The 26,054-nt window shown below is 71.2% G+C and carries 23 protein-coding genes; 11 read left to right on the top strand and 12 right to left on the bottom strand.

The window, feature by feature from the left end; translation table 11 throughout:
• Positions 1-52 precede the first annotated feature (52 nt).
• Positions 53-2,260: an APC family permease gene (locus H563_RS15685; RefSeq protein ID WP_022882100.1), complete on the top strand. Its 2,208-nt coding sequence runs from the start codon at positions 53-55 to the stop codon at positions 2,258-2,260.
• A gap of 33 nt (positions 2,261-2,293) precedes the next feature.
• Here the strand turns inward: H563_RS15685 and H563_RS15680 are convergent, their stop codons facing one another.
• Both H563_RS15680 and H563_RS15675 read right to left on the bottom strand, forming a co-directional pair.
• Complete coding sequence (locus H563_RS15680; protein WP_022882099.1) at positions 2,294-2,650, bottom strand: MerR family transcriptional regulator; 357 nt, start codon at positions 2,648-2,650, stop codon at positions 2,294-2,296.
• Positions 2,651-2,666: 16 nt separating this feature from the next.
• On the bottom strand, positions 2,667-4,817 hold the full coding sequence (locus H563_RS15675; protein ID WP_022882098.1) for an amylo-alpha-1,6-glucosidase: 2,151 nt from the start codon (positions 4,815-4,817) through the stop codon (positions 2,667-2,669).
• 166 nt (positions 4,818-4,983) lie between these two features.
• Here H563_RS15675 and H563_RS0108070 point away from each other — a divergent pair, with 166 nt between their 5' ends.
• Positions 4,984-6,144: a glycosyltransferase family 4 protein gene (locus H563_RS0108070; protein ID WP_022882097.1), complete on the top strand. Its 1,161-nt coding sequence runs from the start codon at positions 4,984-4,986 to the stop codon at positions 6,142-6,144.
• A 57-nt stretch (positions 6,145-6,201) separates the two neighbouring features.
• Positions 6,202-6,906, top strand: coding sequence for a YceI family protein (locus H563_RS0108065; protein WP_022882096.1), 705 nt, complete (start codon positions 6,202-6,204; stop codon positions 6,904-6,906).
• A 31-nt stretch (positions 6,907-6,937) separates the two neighbouring features.
• Here H563_RS0108065 and H563_RS0108060 read toward each other — a convergent pair whose 3' ends face one another.
• Positions 6,938-8,041, bottom strand: a complete 1,104-nt coding sequence (locus tag H563_RS0108060) for an FAD-dependent oxidoreductase (RefSeq protein ID WP_022882095.1) — start codon at positions 8,039-8,041, stop codon at positions 6,938-6,940.
• A gap of 152 nt (positions 8,042-8,193) precedes the next feature.
• Here H563_RS0108060 and H563_RS0108055 point away from each other — a divergent pair, with 152 nt between their 5' ends.
• A complete protein-coding gene (locus H563_RS0108055; protein ID WP_022882094.1) occupies positions 8,194-8,415 on the top strand; it encodes a DUF3073 domain-containing protein in 222 nt (73 codons plus the stop codon).
• A gap of 119 nt (positions 8,416-8,534) precedes the next feature.
• On the opposite strand, the gene purM is transcribed toward H563_RS0108055, so the two are convergent.
• Positions 8,535-9,641, bottom strand: a complete 1,107-nt coding sequence (purM, locus tag H563_RS0108050) for a phosphoribosylformylglycinamidine cyclo-ligase (RefSeq protein WP_027479240.1) — start codon at positions 9,639-9,641, stop codon at positions 8,535-8,537.
• 139 nt (positions 9,642-9,780) lie between these two features.
• Here purM and purF point away from each other — a divergent pair, with 139 nt between their 5' ends.
• A complete protein-coding gene (gene purF, locus H563_RS0108045) occupies positions 9,781-11,244 on the top strand; it encodes an amidophosphoribosyltransferase (protein WP_022882092.1) in 1,464 nt (487 codons plus the stop codon).
• Positions 11,245-11,336: 92 nt separating this feature from the next.
• On the opposite strand, the gene H563_RS0108040 is transcribed toward purF, so the two are convergent.
• The 3 genes from H563_RS0108040 to H563_RS0108030 all read right to left on the bottom strand — a co-directional run bounded on the left by H563_RS0108040 (position 11,337) and on the right by H563_RS0108030 (position 12,553).
• A complete protein-coding gene (locus H563_RS0108040) occupies positions 11,337-11,723 on the bottom strand; it encodes a hypothetical protein (RefSeq protein WP_022882091.1) in 387 nt (128 codons plus the stop codon).
• A 97-nt stretch (positions 11,724-11,820) separates the two neighbouring features.
• A complete protein-coding gene (locus tag H563_RS15670) occupies positions 11,821-12,168 on the bottom strand; it encodes a hypothetical protein (RefSeq protein WP_022882090.1) in 348 nt (115 codons plus the stop codon).
• A 4-nt stretch (positions 12,169-12,172) separates the two neighbouring features.
• Entirely contained in the window at positions 12,173-12,553 is a 381-nt protein-coding gene (locus H563_RS0108030) for a sterol carrier family protein (protein WP_022882089.1), read from the bottom strand.
• Between the two features lie 108 nt (positions 12,554-12,661).
• On the opposite strand from H563_RS0108030, the gene purD reads away from it, so the two are divergent.
• On the top strand, positions 12,662-13,948 hold the full coding sequence (gene purD / locus H563_RS0108025) for a phosphoribosylamine--glycine ligase (RefSeq protein ID WP_022882088.1): 1,287 nt from the start codon (positions 12,662-12,664) through the stop codon (positions 13,946-13,948).
• Between the two features lie 169 nt (positions 13,949-14,117).
• Here purD and H563_RS0108020 read toward each other — a convergent pair whose 3' ends face one another.
• Positions 14,118-15,380: an FAD-binding protein gene (locus H563_RS0108020; protein ID WP_022882087.1), complete on the bottom strand. Its 1,263-nt coding sequence runs from the start codon at positions 15,378-15,380 to the stop codon at positions 14,118-14,120.
• Between the two features lie 108 nt (positions 15,381-15,488).
• Here H563_RS0108020 and H563_RS0108015 point away from each other — a divergent pair, with 108 nt between their 5' ends.
• Positions 15,489-16,370: a phosphoribosylaminoimidazolesuccinocarboxamide synthase gene (locus tag H563_RS0108015; protein WP_022882086.1), complete on the top strand. Its 882-nt coding sequence runs from the start codon at positions 15,489-15,491 to the stop codon at positions 16,368-16,370.
• Positions 16,371-16,395: 25 nt separating this feature from the next.
• Here the strand turns inward: H563_RS0108015 and H563_RS0108010 are convergent, their stop codons facing one another.
• Entirely contained in the window at positions 16,396-17,949 is a 1,554-nt protein-coding gene (locus H563_RS0108010; protein ID WP_022882085.1) for a DHA2 family efflux MFS transporter permease subunit, read from the bottom strand.
• Between the two features lie 15 nt (positions 17,950-17,964).
• Positions 17,965-18,618, bottom strand: coding sequence for a PadR family transcriptional regulator (locus H563_RS15665; RefSeq protein ID WP_022882084.1), 654 nt, complete (start codon positions 18,616-18,618; stop codon positions 17,965-17,967).
• 146 nt (positions 18,619-18,764) lie between these two features.
• On the opposite strand from H563_RS15665, the gene H563_RS0108000 reads away from it, so the two are divergent.
• Positions 18,765-19,031 (top strand): phosphoribosylformylglycinamidine synthase subunit PurS, encoded by a 267-nt coding sequence (locus H563_RS0108000; RefSeq protein WP_022882083.1) that lies wholly within the window; start codon positions 18,765-18,767, stop codon positions 19,029-19,031.
• A gap of 2 nt (positions 19,032-19,033) precedes the next feature.
• On the top strand, positions 19,034-19,732 hold the full coding sequence (gene purQ / locus H563_RS0107995; RefSeq protein WP_027479239.1) for a phosphoribosylformylglycinamidine synthase subunit PurQ: 699 nt from the start codon (positions 19,034-19,036) through the stop codon (positions 19,730-19,732).
• Between the two features lie 51 nt (positions 19,733-19,783).
• Here the strand turns inward: purQ and H563_RS0107990 are convergent, their stop codons facing one another.
• Positions 19,784-20,662 carry a hypothetical protein gene (locus H563_RS0107990; RefSeq protein ID WP_022882081.1) on the bottom strand — a complete coding sequence of 293 codons (879 nt, stop codon included), beginning with the start codon at positions 20,660-20,662 and terminating at the stop codon, positions 19,784-19,786.
• 201 nt (positions 20,663-20,863) lie between these two features.
• On the opposite strand from H563_RS0107990, the gene H563_RS0107985 reads away from it, so the two are divergent.
• On the top strand, positions 20,864-22,636 hold the full coding sequence (locus tag H563_RS0107985; protein WP_022882080.1) for an ATP-binding protein: 1,773 nt from the start codon (positions 20,864-20,866) through the stop codon (positions 22,634-22,636).
• A 478-nt stretch (positions 22,637-23,114) separates the two neighbouring features.
• Here the strand turns inward: H563_RS0107985 and H563_RS0107980 are convergent, their stop codons facing one another.
• A complete protein-coding gene (locus H563_RS0107980; RefSeq protein ID WP_155865093.1) occupies positions 23,115-23,384 on the bottom strand; it encodes a hypothetical protein in 270 nt (89 codons plus the stop codon).
• A gap of 140 nt (positions 23,385-23,524) precedes the next feature.
• Here H563_RS0107980 and purL point away from each other — a divergent pair, with 140 nt between their 5' ends.
• The gene (gene purL, locus H563_RS15660) at positions 23,525-25,942 is read left to right on the top strand and encodes a phosphoribosylformylglycinamidine synthase subunit PurL (protein WP_022882078.1); all 2,418 of its coding nucleotides are present in this window, start codon (positions 23,525-23,527) and stop codon (positions 25,940-25,942) included.
• Positions 25,943-26,054: the final 112 nt, after the last annotated feature.

The raw sequence follows: 26,054 nt of genomic DNA, 5'->3' as shown, positions 1-26,054 counted from the left end.
CACGCGACACGCGGTTTTGCCAGTGGTTTAACGGGTAGTAGATTGGCCCCCCGTGACAAGCGAGGGTAAGGCCCCCGCCACCGAGACGTTCAGAGCGAAGCGGTGGCTGCTCGGGGAGCCACTGGCCAGCGAGAAGCTCGAGGGCCAACTGCTGCCGAAGCGGCTCGCCCTACCCATTTTCGCCTCGGACGCGCTCTCCTCGGTCGCCTACGCCCCGCAGGAACTGCTGATGATCCTGCTCGGCGGCGGCCTCGCGTTCCTCTCCCTCGCCCCGTGGGTGGCGGCAGCGGTCGTGGTGCTGTTGATCACCGTCGTCGCCTCGTACCGCCAGCTGATCAAGGCCTACCCGTCCGGCGGCGGCGACTACGAGGTCGCCCACAAGAACATCGGCGAGAAGGCCGGTCTCGTCGTGGCGGCCGCCCTGCTCACGGATTACGTGCTGACCGTCGCGGTGTCCGTCGCCTCCGGCGTGGACAACATCATCTCGGCGATCCCCGCGCTCTCGCCGTTGCGCGTCGCCCTCGCGGTGCTCTTCGTGGTGCTGATCGCCGTCGCCAACCTGCGCGGCGTGCGCGAAGCCAGCAAGGCCTTCGCGGTGCCGACCTACATCTTCATCGCCTCCATCGGCGTCATGGTGGTCACCGCCCTGATCCGCATCGCTTTCGGGCACGCTCCGGTCGCCGAGTCGGCGAAGTACACGGTGCACGGCGAGAACCTCGCCCAGGCGGCCCTGATCCTGCTGCTCCTGCGCACCTTCGCCTCCGGCTGCGCGGCCCTGACCGGCGTCGAGGCGATCGCCAACGGCGTGCAGGCGTTCCGGGTGCCGAAGAGCCGCAACGCCCGCACCACCCTCGCCCTGCTCGGCACCATCTCGGTGCTGCTGTTCTCGGGGCTCACCGTGGTGGGCCTCGTGGCCCGCGTGCACTACGCCGAGAATCCGTGCGACCTGGTCGGCTGGGCCCAGTGCGCCACCGAGCCGCAGCGCAGCCTGATCGCCCAGATCGCCGCGGCGACCTTCGGCAACAACTCGATCCTGTTCTTCGTCGTGCAGGCGGCGACAGCCGTCGTGCTGCTGCTGGCGGCCAACACGGCGTTCAACGGATTCCCGCTGCTGACCTACGTGCTCGCGAAGGACTCCTACGCGCCGAAGGCGCTGACCACCCGGGGCGACCGTCTCGTCTTCTCGAACGGCGTCATCGGCCTGGCCCTCGCGGCGATCGCGCTGCTCGTGATCTTCCAGGCGAGCCTCACCCACCTGCTGCAGCTGTACATCATCGGCGTGTTCGTCTCGTTCACGCTCGGCCAGTCCGGCATGGTGCGGCACTGGACGAAGCTGCTGCGCGACGGAGAGGCCGCGAGCGGAGGCATCCGTACCCCCGACGGCGAGGTGATGACCCGCGGCGCGATCGTGCGCAGCCTGTGCATCAACTCGTTCGGCGCGATCCTCACCTTCTCGGTCCTCGTCGTCGTCACCATCACGAAGTTCACGCACGGCGCGTGGCTGGTGTTCATCATCATGCCGATCCTGTGGTTCCTGATGCTCGGCGTGAACCGCTACTACCGCGACGTCGAGAAGGAGGTCGAGCCCGACCCGACGACGAAGTTCGGTTCGAACGGCGATCACGCGATCGTGCTCGTCGGGAAGATGCAGAAGCCCGTGCTCAAGGCGCTCGACTACGCGATCGCCGCGAAGCACGACTCGATCGAGGCCGTGCACATCGTCGTCGACCCCGAGTCGACCGAGAAGCTGAAGCAGCAGTGGAAGGACATGAACATCCACGTGCCGCTGACGCTGATCGAGTCGCCCTACCGCGACTACGCGCTGCCGCTCGCGAAGTACATCAAGAAGCGGCGCGAGTTCTGCGGCTCCGAGGTCGTCACCGTCTACCTGCCGCAGTACATCGTCGGCCACTGGTGGGAGCAGCTGCTGCACAACCACCGCGCCCGGCGCATCAGCAAGCAGCTCATGCTCGTGCACGGCGTCGTGATCGCGCTCGTGCCGTGGCTGCTGGACTCCTCCGAGCTCATCTACGGCCGCCGCTCCCGCCCGCTTCCGGGCCAGGACCGCCGCGGCGAGCCGGTGCGCTCGATGCCGACGAGGCGTCCGGTCAAGTCGACGCCGGCCGCACGTGCGGCCGCGGCGGCCGAGGCCATCGCCGCCGCCAACGCCGAGGTGAAGGGCATGGAAGCCGCTCTCGCCGAACAGCAGCAGGCCTCGTCGTCGCTCGAGCGCATGCCGGCCGGAGCGCGGAAGCACTAGCTGCGGTAGCGGCTCGCCCGCGGCATCCGCGCCTCAGTCGCCCTTGCGGTCCCCGCTCACCTCGCCGGCCTCGCCCGCCTTGCTCGCCAGCTGCTGCTCGAGCTCGTCGACGCGCCGGCGCAGTTCGAGCACTTTGCGCACGCCGGGCAGGGTGACGCCCTCGTCGGTCAGCTCGATGACCTCGCGCAGCGTGTCGATCTCATCCTGCGAGTAGCGGCGCTGATTGCCGGTGGACCGTTCCGGTTGCACGACCTCGAGCTCGTCGAGCCGGCGCAGCTGCGCCTGCGGCACGTCGAGCAGCGTGGCGACCTGGCCGATCGTGTAGAACGGCTCGTCGCGGGCCGGCCCGGCCGGGCCGGTGCGCGCCCTGTCATCGGATGCGCCGCTCATCGTTCTCCCCGCCCGCTCAGTTCGCCTCGGCCGGCGCGAGCCGACTGTCTTCGGTGGCCGAGCCGCCGGTGGCCGAGCCGTCGGTGACCGAGCCGTCGGTGACCGAGCCGCCCGCGCTGTCGGCCCGCACGTTGACGCGGCCGTGCTCGAACGGCAGCTTGTCGATCGTCACCTCGCCGAGCCGCTCGGGCGCGGTGCCCACGTCGAGCCGGCCGGGCTCGCCGGAGGGCGTGAGGCCCAGTGAGATGCGCAGCAGCTCGAACGGCACGGCCGCCGCCCACGCCTGCGGCGAGCACGAGGTCGGGTACGGCACCGGCACCGGCTTGTCGGTCCGGTCGAAGCCGCAGAACAACTCGGGCAGCCGGCCCCCGAAGGCGCGCACCGCGTCGATCAGTCCGTCGACGACGCGCTGGGCCTGCTCCGTGTACCCGTAGCGGGCGATGCCCGCCGCGATCAGCGCCGTGTCGTGCGGCCACACCGAGCCGTTGTGATAGCTCACGGGGTTGTAGCGCGCGTTGCGCGTGCCGAGGGTACGGATGCCGAAGCCGGTGAACATCTCGTCCGACAGCAGCCGCTCCACGACGGCTCCCGCGTCGGCCTCGTCGACGATGCCGGACCACAGGCACTGCCCCGCGTTGGAGGCGATGGCGTCGACCGGCCTCTTGTCGCGGTCGAGCGCGAGGGCGAGGTACCCCTCGTCGGGCAGCCAGAACGCCTCGCGGAAGCGCGCCTTCAGCTCCGCGGCGCGGCGGCGCCACTCCTCGGCGGAGCCCGCGTCGCCGAAGCGCTCGTCGAGGTCGGCCTTGGCCAGGAACGCCGCGTAGCAGTAGCCCTGCACCTCGGCGAGCGCGATCGGCGCCGTCGCAGCGGCGCCGTCGCGGAAGGCGATCGCGTCGAAGCTGTCCTTCCAGCCCTGGTTGAGCAGGCCCCGGTCCGTGCCGCGCTGGTACTCGACGAATCCGTCGCCGTCGCGATCGCCGTACTCGACGATCCAGCGCACAGCGGCGTCGACGGCGGGCCGCAGCGGCTCGAGCTGGTCGAGCGGAACGCCCCAGCGCGCCGCCTGGCCGACCAGCATCACGAACAGCGGCGTCGAGTCGATGGAGCCGTAGTAGACGCTGTCGCCGCCGAGCGCGAGCGACAGGTCGGCGCCGAGGCGCACCTCGTGCAGGATGCGGCCCGGCTCCTCCTCGGTCAGCGGGTCGACCTTGCGCCCCTGCATCCGTGCCAGCGTGCGCAGCGTGCCCATCGCGAGCTCGGGCGAGAACGGCAGCGTCATCCAGCTGGTGATGAGCGAGTCGCGACCGAACAGCGCCATGAACCAGGGCGCGCCCGCAGCGACGACATCGTCGTTCGGATGCCGGGGGTCGACGATCCTCAGGGCGCCGAGGTCCTGCTCGCTGCGCTCGAGCGCCTGCGCGAGGGCGGGGTCGGCGACGGTGATGTCGGGCACGGAGGCGCGCCAGCCGCGCATGCGGCGAGCGGGCTCGGCGTCGTCGACGGGCTCGCCGAGGGGGAAGGAGGCGGCGAGCTCCTGGCCGTCGACGCTCGCGACGACCTCCACGGTCGCCGACCACTCCCCGCCGGCGGGTACGACGGCATCGAAGCGCAGCTGGTGCTCGAGCGCGATCGCCCCCGGTGCGCTCACCCGCACGCCGCGGCCGTCGCCGTGCTCCGTCCACAGCACGAGGTCGGAGCCGACGGCGCGCCGGGACACGTGCCGTCCGCGCGGCGGCCGGTGCTCCTTCACCTCGAACAGGTCGGCGAAGTCGGCGTCGACGGCGAGCCGCAGCTCGACGCCCGCCGCCTCCTGCCCGAAGTTGCGCAGGGTGATGTCTTCGCGCATGCCCTGGCCGATGTAGCGGGAGCGCTCCACGACCAGGGTCGGCTCGACCTGGCCGGGGCGCGCGGCGGCGCGGCCGATGAAGCGCGCCTCGTACGGTTCTGCCGGAATGGCGGACAGCGCCTCGACGGGCGCACCGTCGATGTGCAGCGCCCAGCGCGACAGCAGACGGGTGTCGCGCACGAACAGTCCCTCCGACCTCTCCCCGTGGATGTCGCCGTTGGCCGAGCTCACGCAGAACGACGAGCCCTCCACGAGCGTGACGGTGGTCGGCGCGACGGTGATGATGCCCTGATTCGATGCGGGCTGATTCGGGTCAGACATTCCACGACCTCCCATCCGACGGCTTCCGTGCCATGAACTCCAGGTGACGTATGTTGCGAATGCGACTCCACCAATGTTACAACTCGAATTGCAACTTTGGTTCCTCCAACGGCGCAGGACCTTCTCGTTCACTCCGTTCCCGCACGGCTTGTTCAAGGAGGATCAGATGACCATCGTCGACACCCCGGCCCGCATGCCGGACGAACCGCAGCCCGGCCTCGCCGCCGACGGGCGCCCGGCCCTCAAGATCGCCATGATCGCACCGCCCTGGTTCGAGCTGCCGCCGCGCGGCTACGGCGGCACCGAGGCCGTCGTCGCGGCGCTGGTCGACGGGCTGGTGGCGCGCGGGCACGAGGTCACGCTGATCGGCGCCGGCGAGCACCGCACGGCGGCCACGCGCTTTCACCAGGTGTATCCGGCGCCGCCCACCGAGCGGCTCGGCACCCCGATGCCCGAGGTCATCGCCGCCGCCGAGGCGGCGCGCGCCCTGGAGGGGCTCGAGATCGACCTCGTGCACGACCACACCCTCGCGGGGCCGCTGCTGGCCCGGGGCCGCACGCAGCCGACGGTCGTCACGATGCACGGGCCCGTCACGGGCGAGGGCGGCGACTACCATGAGCGGCTCGGCCGCACGGTCGACATCGTGGCGATCTCCGACGCGCAGCGCCGGCTGAACCCGCGCCTCAACTGGGTCGGCACGGTGCACAACGCCATCGAGGTCTCCACCTTCCCGTTCCGGGAGCAGAAGGACGACTACGTGCTCTGGCTCGGCCGCTTCAGCCCCGACAAGGGGCCCGACCTCGCCATCGAGGCCGCCCGCGCGGCGGGCCGCCGCATCGTGCTGGCCGGCAAGCTCAACGAGCCGGAGGAGCGGCGCTACTTCGACGAGGTGGTGCGCCCGCTGCTGGGGCCGGGGGCCGAATACGTCGGCGAGGCCGACGCGGCGCTCAAGCGCGAGCTGCTCTCCGGAGCCCGCGCCCTGGCGTTCCCCATCCAGTGGGAGGAGCCGTTCGGCATGGTCATGATCGAGGCGATGGCGTGCGGCACGCCGGTCGTCGCGCTGCGGCGCGGCAGCGTGCCCGAGATCGTCGAGCACTCGGTGAGCGGATTCGTCGTCGACGACTTCCGCAACTTCCCCCGCGCGCTCGAGCTGAGCGACGAGCTCGACCCGGCCGCTGCCCGGCGCCACGCCGAGGCCCGCTTCGACGTGCCCGTGATGGCCGAGGGCTACGAGCGGGTGTACCGGATGCTGGTCGAGGGCACCTCGAGCATCCGCCGGCTGACCGACGACGGCGCGCACGACGCGGCCGGGGCATCCGTCTCGTAGCGATCGCCTCACCCGCGCCCAGCGCTTCTTCAGCCGACCGCGCGCACACTCGCACACATGCGCAGGCGAACGGTCGTGTTCCTGTCCATCGCCGCCGCGGTCGTGGTGCTCGGCGCCGTGGCGGCGGTCGTCGGCCCGAAGCTGTATCGCAATGCGGCCGATCGGTCCGGGGTCGCGGCGCCGACGGTCACGCTCTCGCCGACCGGGGTCGCCGACGCGGGCACGCGGGTGGCCGCGAGCGACGTCGACGGCAGCTGGCAGGTGACGGATGGCTCGTACGCCGGCTACCGCGTCAAAGAGGTGCTGAACGGCACGGATGTCACGGTCGTCGGCCGGACGGAGAAGGTCACCGGCTCCCTCACCGTCTCGGGGCTGCGGCTCACCAGCGCGCGGATCCAGGTCGACGTGGCGTCCATCGCGACCGACGAGCCGGCGCGCGACAGCTACTTCCGCGATACCGCGATGCGGGTCAACCGGTACCCGACGGCTGTGTTCGAGCTGGCCTCGCCGGTGCAGGCGAGCGGCACGCCGAAGGTGGGCGAGGCGCAGAGCTACGACGCCACCGGGAATCTGACCCTCGCCGGTGTGACGAAGCAGGTCACCGTGCAGCTCCAGGCCGCCTTCGACGGCGCCGATGCCCAGGTCGCCGGCAGCATCCCGATCACCTTCGCCGACTACGGCGTGCAGGCGCCCAGCTTGGGCTTCGTGACCGTGCAGCCGAAGGGCTCCGTCGAATTCTCCCTGCGCCTGGCCAAGGCATAGCGCGGCTCAGCCGCCCCGGCCGCACGCGGGCTCAGCTGAGCGCGGCAACGACCTGCCGCGCCACCGCCCGGCCCGCACGATTGGCGCCGATGGTCGAGGCCTGCGGTCCGTATCCGGCCAGGAAGATGCGCGGGTCGGCCTGCGCGGCCCCGTTGCGCACCGTGACCCCGCCGCCCCGGTTGTGCAGGCGCAGCGGCGCGAGGTGGCGCAGCTCCGGGCGGAAACCCGTCGCCCAGATGATCGCGTCGGCGCGTTGGAACGAGCCGTCCGCCCACCTCACCCCCTCGGGTTCGATGCGCGAGAACATGGGGCGGGCGACCAGTAGGCCGCGCTCGATGCCGGCCGCGATGCGTCGTGTCTTGGCCACGCCGGTGCCGTGCACGATGCTCGGCAGCGGCCGGCCCGCACGCGCCGCGGCGTCCTGCTCGGTCACGGCGCGCACCCCGCCCTCCATGCTGAGCCGCTCGTCGTCGGCGAACTCCACCGGCCGGCGGGTGACCCAGGTGAGATCGGATGCGACGGGCTCGAGCTCGAGCATGAAGCCGATGGCGCTCGTGCCGCCCCCGACCACGACGACGCTCTGGTCGCGGAACTCCTCGGCGGAGACGTAGCCGTTGGTGTGCACCTGTCGGCCGCGGAAGTCGCCGATGCCCGGAACGTACGGCACGAACGGCGCCTGCCAGGTGCCGCTCGCGTTGACGACGAGCCGCGTCACGATCTCCTCGCGGTAGTCGTCGTCGTGCTCGTCGGGCGTGCGGGCGTTGACCACGAGGTCGGCGCCGCGGTTGAAGACGCTCATCACCTCGACGGGCCGCTTCACCTGCAGCCCGAAGTGCTGCTCGTACGCGCGGTAGTACTCCGCGACGATGTCGCGCGCCGGTCGGTGGTGGTCGGCGGTCTCGAAGCTGAGCCCGAGCTCGGTCATGCCGGGCAGATCGGCGACGCGGTGCGCGCTGCCGAGCGTCAGCGCAGACCACCGGTGCTGCCAGGCGCCGCCGGTGCCGGGACCGCGGTCGACGACGACGAAGTCGACGCCCGGCTCGAGCTCGAATCTGCGCAGGAAATACGCGACCGAAAGCCCCGCCTGACCAGCACCGATGATGACGACCTGGGTCGAAGGCGGCAGCAGGGACACGGGACTCTCTAGGCAGACGGCGGGGTCGTGGGGCAGGATCGAGTCACGGGTGGCGCGAGTCGCCCATGCTAAACTACCCGCTAGATTTCTTGTCTGTTTGTGCGCCGGGCGCCTCATTGCCCGTCCGGCCCGTCTTCGTAAGGGGGTCTCGCATGGGGCGCGGCCGTCAGAAAGCAAAGCACACGAAGATCGCTCGTGAGCTGAAGTCCTACAGCCCGGACGTGAACTACGCCGCGCTCGAGCGCGAGCTCAGCGGCCATGGGCACGACCAGGACGATCCGTATGCGGCCTGGGCCGACTACGAGCCGGAAGGCTACGCGGCCGAGGACGAAGAGGAAGACGAATACGAGGCCCGTCAGCCGAAAGGCGCGTGAGGCCCCGCGTCACGCGTGACGAACGCCCCGCTCCCGTTCCGGGTGGCGGGGCGTTCGGCCGTTCAGGCGGGTTCGCGCGCGATCAGCGCCGGTCAGCTGTCGAGGCTGGGCCGGATCGCTCAGGCGTAGCCGCCGACGAGGCGCACGGCCCCGCCGTCGACGCCCTTGGCGCCCTGCTCGAAGCCCGCGAGGTCGCGCGGCGCGGTCGACACGGTGCCGGCGACCCAGGCGGGGATCCCGTCGACGGCCAGCTTCGCGATCGCCGCGTCGGCCGCGCCGGGCGCGACGACGGCGAAGAATCCGATGCCGAGGTTCCAGGTGCCCTCGGCGCTCTCGAGCGTGTTGCCCGCCACGTCGGAGAGCACGCGGAACACGGGCGCCGGCGACCAGCTCGACCGGTCGATCTCGGCCCACGAGCCGCGTGGCAGCACGCGGGCGAGGTTGGCGGCGATCCCGCCGCCGGTCACGTGCGAGAGGGCGTGCACGGATGCGCCGAGCTTCGGGTCCGCGAGCAGGCGCAGCAGCGACGCGGTGTAGAGCCGGGTCGGCTCGAGCAGCGCCTCGCCCCACGTCGTGCCGAGCTCCTCGGAGCGATCGCCGTAGCCGATGCCGGCCCGGGAGAGGATGTGCCGCACTAGCGAGTAGCCGTTGGAGTGCAGACCCGACGACCCGAGCGCGAGCACGACGTCGCCGTCGGCGACGCGGTCGGCGCCGAGCACGGCATCCGCTTCGACGGCGCCCACGGCGGCGCCCGCGACGTCGTAGTCGTCGGGGCCGAGCAGACCGGGGTGCTCGGCGGTCTCGCCGCCGACCAGGGCGGTGCGGGTCTCGGAGCAGGCGCGGGCGATGCCGGCGACGATGTCGGCGATGCGCTCGGGCACGACCTTGCCGCAGGCGATGTAGTCGGTCAGGAACAGCGGTTTCGCGCCGACGACCACAATGTCGTCGACGACCATGCCGACGAGGTCCTGCCCGATGGTGTCGTGCTTGTCGATGGCCTGTGCGATGGCGACCTTGGTGCCGACGCCGTCGGTCGAGGTGGCCAGCAGCGGGCGGGTGTACGCCTTGAGGAACGAGACGTCGAAGAGACCGGCGAAGCCGCCGACGCCGCCGAGCACCTCCGGCCCGTGGGTGCGGCCGACGGCGGCCTTCATGAGTTCGACCGCGAGGTCGCCGGCCGCCGTGTCGACCCCCGCCTCGCGGTAGGTCGTGCTGTTCTCGGTCACGCGTCCAGGGTACCGGGCGGCGAGCGGGCGCTCAGGGTCGCGGGGCGGCTCGCTCAGGCATCCGTGATGCGGCATGTGGGAGGATTGAGCGGCCCGGATCCGGGACCCGCATCCTCGTTCTTTGGAGACCGCTTAGCTCATGTGCGGCATCGTCGGAATCGTCTCGACCGAACCGGCCAACCAGCAGGTGTACGACAGCCTTCTCCTGCTGCAGCACCGCGGACAGGACTCGACCGGCATCGCGACCGCCGACGGCAGCATGTTCCACATGCACAAGTCCCGCGGCATGGTCACCGAAGCGTTCCGCACCCGTGACATGCGCGCCCTGCTCGGCACGATGGGCCTCGGCCACGTGCGCTACACGACCAAGGGCGACGCCGCCAACGAGCAGGAGTCGCAGCCGTTCTACGTGAACGCGCCGTACGGCATCATCCTCGTGCACAACGGCAACCTGACGAACACGCGCGAGCTGTCGCAGGACCTGTTCTCCATCGACCGCCGGCACATGAACACGACGAGCGACACCGAGATGCTCGTCAACGTGCTGGCCACCGAGCTCGAGGGGCAGATCTCCGGGCTCGAGCTCAGCCCCGACGAGGTCTTCGCCGCCGTGAGCCAGGTGCACGAGCGGGTCGAGGGGTCGTACGCCACGATCGCGATGATCGCGGGGCACGGATTGCTTGGCTTCCGCGACCCGTTCGGCATCCGCCCCCTCGTGCTGGGCCGCCGCACCGGCCTGTCCGGCGACCGCGACGAGTGGGTGCTCTCGAGCGAGTCCCTCGTGCTCGAGGCCGGCGGCTACGAGATCGTGCGCGACGTCGCGCCCGGCGAGGCCGTGTTCATCACGATGGACGGGCAGCTGTACTCGAAGCAGTGCGCCCGCTCGCCGCGGCTCGTGCCGTGCTCGTTCGAGTACGTGTACCTCGCCCGCCCCGACTCGATCATGAACGGCATCTCGGTGTACGAGGCGCGGCTGCGTCTCGGCGACCGCCTCGCCGACACCGTGGCGGCGCACGTGCCGGGCGGCGACATCGACGTGGTCATGCCGATCCCCGACTCCTCGCGCCCCGCGGCCATGAACGTCGCGCAGAAGCTCGGCATCGAGTACCGCGAGGGCTTCTACAAGAACCGCTACGTCGGCCGCACCTTCATCATGCCGGGGCAGGCGCAGCGCAAGCGCAGCGTGCGGCAGAAGCTCAACGCCATGTCGAGCGAGTTCAAGGGCAGGAACGTGCTGATCATCGACGACTCGATCGTGCGCGGCACGACCTCGAAGGAGATCGTCGACATGGCCCGCGCCGCCGGCGCCAACAAGGTCACCTTCGCCTCGGCCGCGCCGCCGGTGCGCTACCCGCATGTCTACGGCATCAACATGCCCTCGCGGCGGGAGCTGGTGGCCGCGGGCCGCACCATCCCCGAGATCGCCCAGCTGCTCGGCGCCGACAACCTCATCTACCAGGAGGTGGAGGACATGAAGTCCGCCATCCTCGAGGGGCAGAGCGCGGTGAACGACCTCGAGATGAGCTGCTTCACCGGCGAGTACGTGACCGGCACGGTCACCGACGAGTACCTCGCCTGGGTCGAGGCGACTCAGCTCAGTTGACGAGCCTCGTTCGTTGAGGAGCGCGCTTCGGCGCGCGTCTCGAAACGATCATCTGCCGCTCCGATCACTTCGAGACGCCGCTGCGCGGCTCCTCAGCGATCAGAGTCGGCCTCGGCCTCGACGACCACGACCTGCACCTCATCTTCGTAGATCACGCGGCCCGGAGCATCCGATAGCCGCTCGCGCCACGCGACCGAGTACCGGTCAAGCAGGGCGAGATAGGGCGGAATGCGCTCGATCAAGTGCGTCGCGGTCGTCTTGAACCAGCACGTGGCCGACGGATGCGCGGCAAAGATGCCGCTCGCGACGCTGTTCGGGTCGACGTATGCGCTGTTGAACCAGTCATTGGCCGAGCGCCACCAGTCGTGATCCGCCGGAGCGAGCAGTCCGCGGCGGCCGAGGCCGTTGGCGAGGCCGAAGATGCCGACATGACGGCCCCTGGAGTCCGGCGTGGCCGACTCCCACCTCACGAACTCCATACCTCAGAGCATGCGAGGGCCGGCGCGGTAGCTCGAGCGAAACGCGCACGTTGTGCGAGAAAAGCGCCGCCCTTGGGACGAGATTCCGCGGTCCGATTCAGTCCGCGTGCCCGTCGGGGCCGTCGACGTCGTCCGGGCGGCCGGTGACGTGCTCGGCCTCGACGAGACGGATGCTGCGGCGGGTGACCCGCTCGGCGACCAGTGCCGCGACCGCTCCCAGGGCCAGGCCGGCGGCCACCGCGATCAGCAGGGTGAACCCGAGCACCGTGCCGCGGCTGTAGGTGGCCGTCTGCGCGTCGTACGGCATCGCGAAGGTGACGACGAGGCCGGCGATCGCGAACACCACGGCACCGAGCAGCATGAAGTTCCAGTACTTGGGGTGCCGACGCACCTCGACCAGGGTCTGATCGACCTGCTCGCGCGGCTCGGGATGCTCGTCGGACATGCCCTCATTCTCCCAGCGTGAAGCTGTGCGGCAGCACGGGGACGAGCCCCTCGAGGCTCGCGCGTGTGCCCGAGGCCGACACCCGGCCGGAGGCCACGGCCTCGGCCCAGCTCGACCGGCCGGATGCGAGGGAGATCCAGGTCGAGGCATCCGTCTCGATGACGTTCGGGGGCGTGCCGCGCGTGTGGCGCGGTCCCTCGACGACCTGCACCGCGCCGAACGGCGGCACCCGCACCTCGACGGTGTGCCCCGGCGCCTTCTCGGCCAGCAGCTGCAGCAGGTAGCGCGCGGCGGTCGCGAGCGTGTCGCGGGGCACGGATGCCTCGGCGAGCGCCGCCCGCACCGCGTCGAAGCCCGTGCCGTCGTCGATGCGTCCCTTCGCCATCCGCCCATTCTCCCGCGTGCGGCCCGCTTTCCTCCCGCGCCCGGCCTGCCTTCCTCCCGCGGCACCGGCCGCCGGAGCCGCCGCGCGCGGCGTCGGTAGGATGCCCGGGTGAGAATCCTGATCCTCGGTTCGGGCGCCCGCGAGCACGCGATCGTCAAGTCACTGCTCTCGGAGGACGAGAGCCACGAGGTCTTCGTGGCCCCCGGCAACGCCGGGATCGCGCGCGAGACCCCGGTCGTCGACATCGATCCGCTCGACCCGGTCGCCGTCGCCGACTTCGCGGTCGAGCGGGCGGTGGAGCTCGTCGTCGTGGGTCCGGAGGCGCCGCTGATCGCCGGGGTCGCCGACCCGCTGCGCGAACGCGGCATCGCCGTCTTCGGCCCGGGCAAGGCGGCGGCACAGCTCGAGGGCTCGAAGGCGTTCGCCAAGCGGATCATGGACGAGGCCGGCGTGCCGACCGGGCGGGCCGTGCGGGCTGCCACCCTCGCGGAGGCCGAGGCCGCGCTCGACGAGTACGGGGCGCCCTATGTGGTCAAGGCCGACGGGCTGGCGGCCGGAAAGGGAGTGCTCGTGACGCCCGACCGCGGCGCGGCGCTCGCCCACGCCACCCGCTGGCTGGAGCACGGCGCGGTGCTGGTCGAGGAGTTCCTCGACGGTCCCGAGGTCTCCCTGTTCCTGCTCAGCGACGGCCACGAGGTGCTGCCGCTGTCGCCCGCACAGGACTACAAGCGCCTCCTCGACGGCGACGCGGGCCCGAACACGGGCGGCATGGGCGCGTATTCGCCGCTGCCGTGGCTTCCCGGCACCTTCGTCGACGAGGTGGTCGAGACCATCGCGCTGCCGACGGTGCGGCGGCTCGAGGCCGAGCAGACGCCGTTCATCGGCCTGCTCTACTGCGGACTGGTCGTCACCGCTTCCGGCGTGAAGGTCATCGAATTCAACGCCCGCTTCGGGGACCCCGAGACGCAGGTCGTGCTGGCCCGGCTCACCACGCCCCTCTCGCGCCTCATGCTCGCCGCCGCCACGGGCGGCCTCGCCGGCCTGCCCCGGCCCGAGTTCGCATCCGAGGTCGCGGTCACCGTGGTGCTCGCCAGCGAGGGGTACCCGGAGAAGCCGATCACGGGGCGGCCTCTCGCCGGCCTCGACGCCGCCGAGGCCGTGCCCGGCGTGTGGGTCGACCACGCCGCGACCGAGGTGGGCACGCTGCCCGACGACGGACTGCACGGCAGCTGGACCGCCGAGTCGCTGATCGCCACCGGCGGCCGCGTGCTCAGCGTCGTCGCGCTCGGCTCCGACTTCGCCGAGGCGCGCGAGCGGGCCTACGACGCGATCGGGAAGATCCACCTCGAGGGCGGCCAGTACCGCACCGACATCGCCGCGCGCGTCGCTCGTTAGCTGCGCAACCGGTCACGTCCGGCGCTTGCGCTACTCGCATCCGCAGTGCGCCCCTCGGATCCGGGGCGCGGAGAGCGGATCCGAGTAGCGCACGTGCGGCGGGCCGCCGCCACAGGCGCAGCCGCTCCAGGCGCGGCCGCCACAGGCGCAGCCGCCACCGGCGCAGTCGCTACAGGCCCAGCGCTGCCGTGTAGGGGTTGCGGAAGACCCGGTTCGGGTCGTACCGGCCGACCAGGGCGCGGAAGTCCGCGAACCGCGGGTACAGGCCGGGCACGCGGGCGGCGTCGGTGAACACCTTGCCCCAGTGCGGGCGGGCGCCGAACGGCGCGAGCACGCCCTCGAGCGCGGCCGCCGCGGCCTCCACCGCCTGCTGGTCGCGCATGAAGGTGAAGTGGAAGGCGACGGCGCCGTCCGCCCAGTCGTCGTCGCCGGCCGAGAACGCGGTCGACAGCCACAAGCCGTCGGCGGCGACCGCGCGCAGCTCGCTCGTGAACAGGATCGGCGCGATCCTCTCGCCGATCCCCCGCACGCCCTCGATCGCGGCGGCCGCGTGCCGACGCGGCACGAGGAACTCGGCCTGGATCTCGTCGCCCGCGCTCGGCTGGAAGTCGAGCCGGAAGTGCGGCAGCCGCTCGTGCCACGCGCCCGGCACGCCGAACTGCTCGGTCGTCGCCGCGGCGTCGACCGACGGGATGGGGTGCATCTTGTGCAACGCGGGCGTGGCGCCGAACAGTTCGAGGCGATCGGATGCGGCATCCGTGCGCGCCTTCACCCAGCCGTGGTTGATCGCGTCGGCGGTCCAGTCCGTGAACACGCTCACGCTGTACGCGCCGTCGAGGAACTCGTCGATGTGCTCGTACGGCACGCCGAGGTAGACGCTCTGCGCGATCTCGTAGGCGGGCTCGACGTCGAGCTCGAGCTCGGTGACGATGCCGAGCGCCCCGAGCGAGACGACGGCTCCGTCGAAGCCCTCGTCGCCGCGGCGCAGGGCGACGAGCTCGCCGGTGCCGGAGACGAAGGTCACCGCCGCGACGGCGGCGGCCAGGTTGCGATTGCGCGAGCCGGAGCCGTGGGTGGCGGTCGCCACCGCTCCCGCGACGGAGATGTGCGGCAGCGACGCCAGGTTGGCGAGGGCCCAGCCCTGGCGTTGCAGTTCGAGCGCGAGGTCGCCGTAGCGCAGCCCCGAGGAGACGGCGACGACGCGCCGCTCCTCGTCCACCTCGGCCTTCGCGGGCAGACCCGCGGTCGAGATCAGGGTTCCGGTCGCCATCGGGTCGGCGAGGTCGTTGAAGGTGTGCCGCGTTCCGAGCGCGCGCACGGGCGCAGCATCCGTCGCCGCGGTCACGAGTTCGGCGATCTCGTCCGGCGATCCCGGCCGCACGATGCGGCTCGCACGGTATTCGTAGTTGCCCGACCAGTTGGCCTCGCCCACGGTCGCCCTCCTTCAACTTCTTTGTTGTCTCTCGCGACATATTAGCCGGTCTCTGCCGGACGGTTCCCGCCGGCCGGGCTCTGCCCGGCCCGTCGGTAGCATGCCAGTGTGACTGCGACGGATCTGGACGGCTGGCACCACGCGTACTCGGGCAAGGTGCGCGACCTGTACGTGCCGGCCGGGCAGAGCCTCGAGACGGCGAGCGAACTGCTGGTCGTGGCCAGCGACCGGGTGAGCGCTTTCGACCATGTGCTCTCGCCCGGCATCCCGGGCAAGGGCGCGCTGCTGACCACGCTCTCGAACTGGTGGTTCGCGCAGCTCGCCGACGTGCCGAACCACCTGGCACCCGGCGGGGCCGACCGGCTGCCGGCATCCGTCGCCGATCGAGCCATGATCGTCGAGCCGCTCGACATGTTCCCGGTCGAGTGCGTCGTGCGCGGGTATCTCACCGGCAGCGGCTGGGCCGAGTACCAGCAGACGCGGTCGGTCACGGGCATCCCGCTTCCCGAGGGCCTGCGCAACGGCGACCGGCTGCCCGAGCCGATCTTCACCCCCGCGTGGAAGGCGCCGCAGGGCGCGCACGACGAGAACATCACCTTCGAGCGCATGGTCGAACTGGTGGGGGCGGATGCCGCGGAGGCGCTGCGCTCGCTGTCGCTGAAGATATACGAGACGGCGGCCGGGATCGCCGAGTCGAAGGGGCTCGTGCTCGCCGACACCAAGTTCGAGTTCGGCGCCGACCGCGCGACGGGCCGGATCCGGCTGGCTGACGAAGTGCTGACCTCGGACTCGTCCCGCTACTGGGATCTGGCCGCCTGGCGCTCCGGGGCGACGCCCGAGGAGCGCATGGCGAGCTTCGACAAGCAGATCGTGCGCGACTGGCTGGCCGCCAACTGGGACCGACAGGGCACTCCGCCGGAACTGCCCGCCGTGATCGTCGCGCAGACGGCCGACCGCTACCGGGAGCTGATCGGCCGCCTGACGAGCTGACGACCCGGCGTGCTGACGCGCGGGGCTACTCGGCCGCCGGCGTCGGCGCTGTGGTTGGAGCGCCGGCGGGCGCCTCACCCGCGTCGGCGCCACCGCCCTCAACCTCGCCCTCGCGCATGAAGTGCGGCTTGACGAAGAACGCCACGGCGACGGCGGCGACCAGGACCACCACGGCGGGCAGGATCATCGTCTCGCTCATCGCATCCGTGAACGGCGCCTTGAGCATGTCCGGCAGCGCGCTCGAGCCGAGCGCCGCCTCGCCGCCCGACAGCTTCGTGCCGGCGGGGAGCGCACTGGTCAGGTCGGACGTGATGCGGCCGGTCATCAGCGCGGCGAGCGCCGCCGACCCGACCACGGCGCCGACCTGGCGGGTGGTGTTGAAGACGCCCGAGCCGGCGCCGGCCTGCCGCGGCGGCAGGTTCCGGTTGGCGGTGGAGGCGATCGGGCCCCACATGAACGCGCTGCCGAGGCCGAGCACGCCCGCGGGCACGAGCAGCCAGCCCCAGGCGATGGGCGGCGAGAGCATCACGACGTACAGCCACATCGCGGCCGACACCAGCAGCACGCCGGGCAGCGCCAGGATGCGCGGGTGCACCCGGTCGGCGAGGCGTCCGGCGATCGGCGCCAGCACGAGCGAGAACACCGCGATGGGCGCGCTCATCAGCGCGGACTCGGTCGGCGTCATGCCGCGCACGGCCTGGAAGAAGTAGATCAGCGGGATGAACATCGCCGTGATCGAGAACCCGACGGCCGAGATGGCGGTGTTCGCCAGCGAGAAGTTGCGGTCGGAGAACAGGCCGAGCGGCAGCAGCGGCTCCTTCCGGTTGACGCGCTGCCACAGCACGAACAACGCCAGCACGACGACGCCGCCGATGACGGATGCCCACACCCATCCGTTCCAGTCATAGGTGTTGCCCTCCTGCAGCCCGAAGACCAGCAGGAACATGCCGAGCGCGGACAGCCCGACGCCGAGCCAGTCGAAGCTGTGGGTGTGCGTCGGGAGGGTCGGGACGAGCGCCGTGGCGAGGATGAAGGCCACGATGCCGATCGGCACGTTGACGAAGAAGATCCACTCCCAGCCGAGGCCGTCCACGAGCACGCCGCCGAGGATCGGGCCGACGAGCGTGGCCACGCCGGCCGTGGCGCCCCACAGAGCCATGGCGGAGCCGCGCTTGTGCGGCGGGAAGATGCGGGTGATGACCGCCATCGTCTGCGGCGTCATCAGCGCCGCGCCGAGCCCCTGCACCGCGCGGGCGACGATCAGGTTGGCGATGCCGCTGCCGGGCAGGGCGTCGGCCAGGCCGCACCACAGCGAGGCGAGCGTGAAGACCGTGAGGCCGATCAGGTAGATGCGCTTCGGGCCGAAGCGGTCGCCGAGGCGGCCGGTGACGAGCAGCGGCACCGCGTAGGTGAGCAGGTACGCACTCGTGACCCAGATCACGTTGTCGGTCGAGGTGTCCAAGCCCTCCTGGATGGAGGGGTTGGCGACCGACACGATGGTCGTGTCGATCAGGATCATGAAGAAGCCGATGACCAGCGCCCACAGCGCCGGCCAGGGGCGGATCTCCTTGTTGTCCATCGTTGAGGTCTCTTTCTACTGGTGGGAAGTCTGTGCCCGGGAAGGCTGTGCCCGGGAAGGCTGTGCCCGGGAAGGCTGTGCGTTGGAAGTCGGGGCTGAGGGCGCGGGGTCGCTGCCACCGTCGCCCCAGTCGAGTTCGCCCGACTCCAGGTCGGCGAGCAATCCCTGGAGCCAGGCACGCTCGGCGCCCTGCACGGCCTCGAGGTAGCTCACATCGAGCCAGTACCGGCGGGGCAGTTCCTTGCGGCCGAGCTCGGCGAGTGCGTCGTCGAGCTCGGCGCGTTGCAGGTCGAGCGCCTTCAGTCTGCGCCGCACCAGGTCGATGACGGTATGCCGCGGCAGGTTGTGCGCCTCCCCGATGGCAACGGGGAAGCTCGGGAACTCGTAGACCGGCTCGCCGATGGTCTCGGCGATCCGCTCGGCGAGGGCGAGCTGACCCTTCTCGGTGATCTCGTAGGTGGTGCGCTCGGGGCGGTTGCCCTCGCGCTCGGTGCCAGTGACGCGCACCAGCCCGAGCTCGGCGAGCTTGTTGATGGTGTGGTAGAGCGAGCCCGGGCGCACCTTGACGATGCGGTCCTCGTGCCGCTGGATGAGCGTCTGATACATCTCGTACGGATGCATCGGATGCTCGCTCAGCAGCGCGAGCGCCGAAATCGCCAGGGGAGTCATCGCGAGCCGCCACCTCCGTTCCAACCCGTTCCCCGTCGATTATTCCGGGCGGAATATTTGGTGTCAAAACAACGCCGCATGAACCGGTGATGACGCCCGGTAGAATCGGCGGCAGTCCCCCTAGCGAGCACCGGACGGAGAACCACGTGCCCACGATCGTCGTCGAAGTCATGCCCAAGGCCGAACTGCTCGACCCGCAGGGCAAGGCCATCGCGGGCGCCCTGGCCCGCACCGGCCGCGGCGAGTTCCAGGTGCGCCAGGGCAAGCGGTTCGAACTCACGGTGCCCGGCGTCGTGACGCAGGAGCTGCTCGATGAGGTGCGCGAGATCGCCGAGCACGTGCTGTCCAACGGCGTCATCGAAGACGTCGTCGGCGTGCGGGTGCTCGAGCCCGCCGCGCGGCAGGAGGTGTGAGCGTGACCAAGATCGGCGTCGTCACCTTCCCGGGCTCCCTCGACGAGCGCGACGCCCACCGCGCCATCCGTCTCGCCGGCGCAGAGCCCGTTGCGCTCTGGCACGGCGACCACGACCTGCAGGGCGTCGACGCGCTGGTCCTTCCGGGCGGCTTCTCGTACGGCGACTACCTGCGCGCGGGCGCGATCGCCTCGATCTCGCCCATCATGACCGAGGTCGTGGCGGCGGCGAACGCCGGCATGCCCGTGCTCGGCATCTGCAACGGCTTCCAGGTGCTCGTCGAGGCGCACCTGCTGCCCGGCGGGCTCATCCGCAACGACCACGGCACGTTCATCCGCCGCGACCAGGTGCTCAAGGTCGAGTGCACCGACACCGCGTGGACGCACCAGTTCGAGCAGGGGCAGGACATCGTCATCCCGCTGAAGAACGGCGAGGGCGGCTACATCGCGGATGCGGAGACGCTGGCCGAGCTCGAGGGCGAGGGCCGCGTCGTGTTCCGCTACCGGCACGTCAACCCGAACGGCTCGCTGAACGACATCGCGGGCATCACGAACGCCGGCCGCAACGTGGTCGGCCTGATGCCGCACCCCGAGCACGCCGTCGAGCCGGGGTTCGGCCCCGACACCTCGGTGGCCATGCGCTCCGGCACCGACGGGCTGAAGCTGTTCACGGCCGCGATCGAGGCGCTGCAGGCGGTTTAGGGCCCCGCGGTCTCCATTCGCGCTGCGCGCGAGTCGACCGGCGGCGGCGGGTCAGGCGAGGTCGAGCTCGCGCACCCAGTGCCGCAGGAACAGCGCCCCGGCCTCGTCGTGCAGCGCGCCGTGGTCAGCGACCACGGGGTAGGGCTTCTCGAGCACGCCATCCGATGGCCGCACGTCGACGTGCGCCGTCTCGAACCCGGCCTCGTGCAGGAAGTCGGCCATCTTGTAGTCGCTGCGCGAGTCGCCCACAGAGCGCCAGCGCCGCGGCAGCTCGCCGAGCGCCGCGAAGTGCTCGAGGGCGCGCTGCGCGCCGCGATCCTTGTCGAGCAGCACCGACTCGATGTCGGTGGAGATGATCGTGGAGTCGAGGCGGAAGGTCACTTCGCCGTTCACGTCGGGGGCGACGCGGTCGCGGTGGTGCACGCCGACGCCGTGGTCGACCAGCACGTCGAAGGCCGCGTGGTCGAAGTGCGCCTGCGCCTTCAGGTAGATCGACGACTCGACGTCGCGGCGCTGCTCGACCGAGATCATGGCCCGCTTCGTCTCGTCGAAGAACATCGTGTCCCGGAAGCGCTCCTCGACGAGGGAGCGGATGTCGGCGGCGAGCACGGCCGACGGGGCGACGCTGCGGTCGACGGTGACGGATGCGAGGCCCGTCGGCCCGATCGCCGCCCAGGCTCCGCCCTTCTCGAACACCCCGAACATCCGCGCCCCCGGAGCGCCGAGCGCCTCGGCGAGCCCGCGCTGCAGCAGCGGCCGCACCACCTGCTCGTCGATGAACCGGTCGCTGCGGCCGGTGATGAACGCGATCGGCACGCCCGCCGCGGCCAGGGTGACCAGGTCGTCGGCGATGGAGCGGATGGCGATGGTGCGGGTGACGGGGCTCGCGATGGGTCCGTCGACGTCGAGCAGCAGTCCGAGATCAGGCACAGTCCATTCTCGCAGGGGCGCCGCGTGCCTCCCGCGCGATCACTGAAGTTCAGTGATGCTCGTCAGTGAACTTCAGTGATGGGCATCAGTGATCGTCACTGAAGCTCGCCAGACGTCACTGACCTTCACTGACCGTCACTGAACTTCACTGAACCGACGTGACGGATCAGAAGTCACGGATCACTGAACCGGGAGCATCCGATGGAGACGAGTCAGGGCCCGCTCGACGAGGTCGTCGCGCGGCTGCGCCGCACCGGCACCGACCTCACGCAGGTGGAGGTGAAGGCGGCCGTCGGCGGCGTGCCGCGCGGCCTCTGGCCGACCATCAGCTCGTTCAGCAACCGCGACGGCGGGCTCGTCATCCTCGGCCTCGACGAGACGAACGGCTTCGCCCCGGCGCCCGGCTTCGATGCCCCGCGGGTGCGCGACGCGGTCGCCGAGGCGTTCCGGCCGCGCTCGGCGCGCGACATCCCCGGCCCGCTCACCCCAACCCCGAGCGGCGTGATCGACATCGCCGAGGTCGACGGCGCGCCCGTGGTCGTCGTCGACGTCGAAGAGCTGCCCGCCGACGCGCGCCCCTGCTACGTCACCACGCAGGGCATCGAGAACGGCAGCTACCAGCGGGTGGCCGACGGCGACCGCGTGATGGGGCGGTACGGCGTCTTCCTGCTGAGAACGGATGCGACGCAGCCGACGACCGACGTGGAGCCGGTGCCCGAGGCATCCGTCGACGACCTCGACCCGGCCCTCGTCGAGCGCTTCGTGGACCGGCTGCGCCGGGTGCGCCCGCGCTCGGTCGACGGGCTGAGCTCGCAGGCCGATGTGCTCGCCCGGCTCAAGGTGCTCAGCTCCGACCGGCGCACGCCGACGCTCGCCGGCCTGCTCGCGCTCGGCCGGTACCCGCAGCAGTTCTTCCCGCAGCTCATGGTCACCTTCGCGTCGTACCCGGGGCTCACGAAGGACGCGGTCGCGGGCGACGTGCGGATGCTCGACCGGCGCACCCTCGAGGGGCCGATCCCCGTCATCGTCGACGACACCGTGCGGGCCGTGCTCGGCAATCTGCAGCACCGGCGCATCTCGCGCGGGGCGGGCGCGTACGACGAGCCGGAGATCCCCGTCGACGCGATCCGCGAAGCGGTCGTGAACGCGCTGACGCACCGCGACTACAGCCCGCTCGCGCAGGGCGACCAGGTGCGCGTCGAGCTGTACCCCGACCGGCTCGAGATCCACAATCCGGGCGGCATCTGGGGCGGCCGGCGCGTGACCGAGCTGTTCGACGGCAACTCGCGCTCGCGCAACGCCCGGCTCGCGGCGCTGCTGACGGATGTGCCGATGCCGCACGGCTCCGACACCGTGTCGGAGAACGCCGGCAGCGGCATCCCCCGCATGACCGGGTCGCTCGGCCGCGCCGGGCTCGCCGCGCCGCGCTTCGACGCGACGCTCACCGCCATGACGGTCGTGCTGGAGCGGCACGGGCTGCTCTCGCCCGACGTCAGCGAATGGCTCGCCGAGATCGGCGCCGACGGGCTCGAGCCCGACCAGCAGCGCGCGCTCGCGCTCGTGCACCGCGACCTCGACGTCGAGGATCAGCTGCTGCGCGCGCTGCTCGGCATCGACTCGCATGACGCGCAGGACGTGCTGCGCTCGCTCGTCGACGACGGATGGCTCAGGTATCCGCCGCGGCCCGGCGAGGCCTACCGAAGGGGGCCGCGCCTGCAGCACGAGGAGATCCGCGAGCTCGCGCCGGGGGTGTTCTCCTCGCCGCCGCGGGAGCCCGCGGTGCGGGGTGCGCTCGACGAGCGGATCATCGCCGCCGTGCGCGAGGCCGGGGAGCTCGCCGTGCAGGACATCGCGGAACGGGCCGGCTCGACCGTGAACGTGGTGCGCCAGCGGCTGCGCGTGCTCGTCGACCAGCGCGCGCTCATCCCGACGGCGCCCCCGCAGTCGAAGAACCGGGCGTACCGGCTGGGGTAGCGGTCGGGGTCCCTGAGGAGCGGCCGCAGGCCGCGTCTCGAAGGGCCGGCCCCTGAGGAGCGGCCCACCGGGCCGCGTCTCGAAGGGCGGTCCCTGCGGAGCGGCCCACCGGGCCGCGTCTCGAAGGGCGGTCCCTGAGGAGCGACCGCAGGCCGCGTCTCGAAGGGCGGTCCCTGACGAGCGGCCCACCGGGCCGCGTCTCGAAGGGCCGCCCGACGCGACCGTTTCGCGAAGGGCACGCTTCGCGCCCGGCGGCACCCCGTCCGCGCGGTTTCGGAGTGCCCTTCGCGACGAACGGTGCCGCTCGCGAAACGCCTCCCGCACCGAATCGCCCAAGACTCACGCTATGGAGGAACTTCTACCGAAAACGTCCTCCGCATCCTGCGTCTTGGGATTCTCGCGTCGGAGCGGAGCAACCCGCAGCGCCCCTGCGCTCGGATCGGGGCACGTCGGCGACGCGCGCCAGCGTCCGCTCGCGCTACGCGCCCTTTTCGGGTTTGGCCGTCTTGGGCAGGTTCTTCCGCTCGTCGCGGTTCAGCTGGGTCGCGCCTGGGAGGCCCTTCGGCGGACGGCCGCTGTACCACAGGCCCGTCTCCTCGTACCACTGCACCTTGCGGTAGTGGTCGTCGAGCGCCGTGCGCACCGCGCCTCTGATGACGGCATAGAGGCCCCAGGCGATGAAGGCGAAGAGCAGCAGATAGAGCACGATCGCGAAGATCGCGCCAAGGGAGAAGAACCACGAATTCACGATGCTCCCTCGCTCCTGCATGAAGTGCCCTCAACCTAGCCGGACGGCGCAACCCGCGTCGAGCACCCCATCGAGGGGCGTGAGCAGCCGGCCACGGGGCCGAGGCAAGAGGCGGCGGTGTCCCCGGTAGAATCGCTGCCGTGACCGACGCCAGCGAGATCGCCGTTCCCACCGCGGCTCTCGACACCACCGCCCAGGCCGCCGCGACTCCCGAGAAGGAGCAGCCGTTCGAGGCGCTCGGCCTCAAGGCCGACGAGTACGCGCAGATCAAGCAGATCCTCGGCCGCCGCCCGACCAGCGCCGAGCTCGCCATGTACTCGGTGATGTGGTCGGAGCACTGCTCCTACAAGTCGAGCAAGAAGTACCTGCGCATCTTCGGGCAGAAGGTCACCGACAAGATGCGCGAGAAGCTGATGGTCGGCATGGGCCAGAACGCGGGCGTCGTCGACATCGGCGAGGGCTGGGCCGTCACCTTCAAGGTCGAGAGCCACAACCATCCGTCGTATATCGAGCCGTTCCAGGGCGCCGCGACCGGCGTCGGCGGCATCGTGCGCGACATTATCTCCATGGGCGCGCGCCCGGTCGCCGTCATGGACCAGCTGCGTTTCGGCAAGATCGACGACCCCGACACCGCCCGCGTCGTGCACGGCGTCGTCTCCGGCATCTCCTTCTACGGCAACTGCCTCGGGCTGCCGAACATCGGCGGCGAGACGTACTTCGACCCGGTGTACCAGGGCAACCCGCTCGTCAACGCGCTGAGCGTCGGCGTGCTGCGCCACGAAGACCTTCACCTCGCCAACGCCGAGGGCGTCGGCAACAAGGTGGTCCTGTTCGGCGCCCGCACCGGCGGCGACGGCATCGGCGGCGCCTCGATCCTCGCCTCCGACACCTTCTCAGCCACCGGCCCCACCAAGCGCCCCGCCGTGCAGGTGGGCGACCCGTTCGCCGAGAAGGTGCTCATCGAGTGCTGCCTCGAGCTGTTCGAGAAGAAGCTGGTCGACGGCATCCAGGACCTCGGCGCGGCCGGCATCTCGTGCGCCACGAGCGAGCTGGCCAGCAACGGCGACGGCGGCATGTTCATCGAGCTCGACTCGGTGCTGCTGCGCGACCCCTCCCTGACCGCCGAAGAGATCCTGATGAGCGAGTCGCAGGAGCGGATGATGGCCGTCGTGCGCCCCGACAAGCTCGACGAGTTCCGGGCCGTGCTCGGCAAGTGGGACGTCGAGTTCAGCGTGCTCGGCGAGGTCACCGACACCGGGCGCCTGGTCATCCAGTGGCACGGCGAGGAGATCGTCAACGTCGACCCGCGCACCGTCGCCGTCGACTCGCCCGTGTACGACCGCCCCGTGGCCCGACCTGGCTGGCTCGATGCGCTGCAGGCGGATTCCGCCTCCGAACTGCCCCGGCCCGACGCATCCGTCGACGAAGGAAAGGCGCAGCTGCGCGAGCAGTTCCTGGCGCTGGTGGGCTCGCCCAACCTCGCCGACAAGAGCTGGGTGACGAACCAGTACGACTACTACGTGGGCGGCAACACGGCGCTCGCGTTCCCCGACGACGCCGGCATGATCCGCGTGGACGAGCGCTCCGGCCTCGGCTTCGCGATCGCCACCGACGCGAACGGCCGCTACTGCCAGCTCGACCCCGAGCAGGGCGCGAAGCTGGCGCTCGCCGAGGCCTACCGCAACGTCGCCGTCTCGGGCGCCGTGCCGGTCGCGGTCACCGACTGCCTCAACTTCGGCTCGCCGGAGAATCCCGAGGTGATGTGGCAGTTCGCCCAGGCCGTCGAGGGCCTGTCAGACGGATGCCTCGAGCTGGAGATCCCCGTCACCGGGGGCAACGTCTCCTTCTACAACCAGACCGGGTCCACCCCGATCTTCCCGACTCCGGTCGTCGGTGTGCTCGGCATCATCGACGACGTCGCCCGGCGCATCCCCTCTGGGTGGCAGGACCCGGGGGAGAACGTCTACCTGCTCGGCACCACCGCGCTCGAGCTCGACGGCTCGGCGTGGGCCGGCACCGTGCACGGCCACCTCGGCGGCCGCCCGCCGGCCGTCTCGCTCGAGGGCGAGAAGCGGCTGGCCGGGCTGCTGCACGCGGCGGCGCTCGAGGGGCTGATCACCTCGGCGCACGACCTCTCCGACGGCGGCCTCGCGCAGGCGCTGGCCGAGTCGGTGCTGCGCTTCGGCGTCGGCGCCCGAGTGTTCCTCGACGAGCTGCTCGAGCGCGACGGCATCGACGCGGCGACCGCCCTGTTCAGCGAGTCGACCGGCCGCGTGCTCGTCTCGGTCGCGCGCGAGGACGACGTGCAATTTCGGGGCCTGTGCGAGGGGCGGGGATACCCGGTCGCCCGCATCGGCGTGACCGACGCGGTCTCCGGAGAGGTGCCCGTGCTCGAGGTGCAGGGCCTGTTCACCGTCGGGGTGGAGGAGCTGCGGGCCGCGCACCGCGCGACCCTCGCCGAGCACTTCGGCCCGGTCGTCGGGTACACCGAGGGCGCGTACTACGCGGCGCCCGAGGGTGCGCGCCCGGGTCGCGCCGCGCAGGGCATTTCGGAGTAGGCATCTCGGAGTAGCGGCACCGCGCCCAGCGACTCCCGAGAGCCGACACGACGGTTCGATAGGATGGGGTGGACGCGCGATCGCGGTCCACCACCCAGCTGTGAGGAGGACC

This window comes from Gryllotalpicola ginsengisoli DSM 22003, assembly GCF_000419445.1.
GTDB lineage: Bacteria > Actinomycetota > Actinomycetes > Actinomycetales > Microbacteriaceae > Gryllotalpicola > Gryllotalpicola ginsengisoli.
The sequence above is the reverse complement of the archived record's forward strand: the minus strand, read 5'-3'. Positions and strand labels throughout refer to the sequence as shown.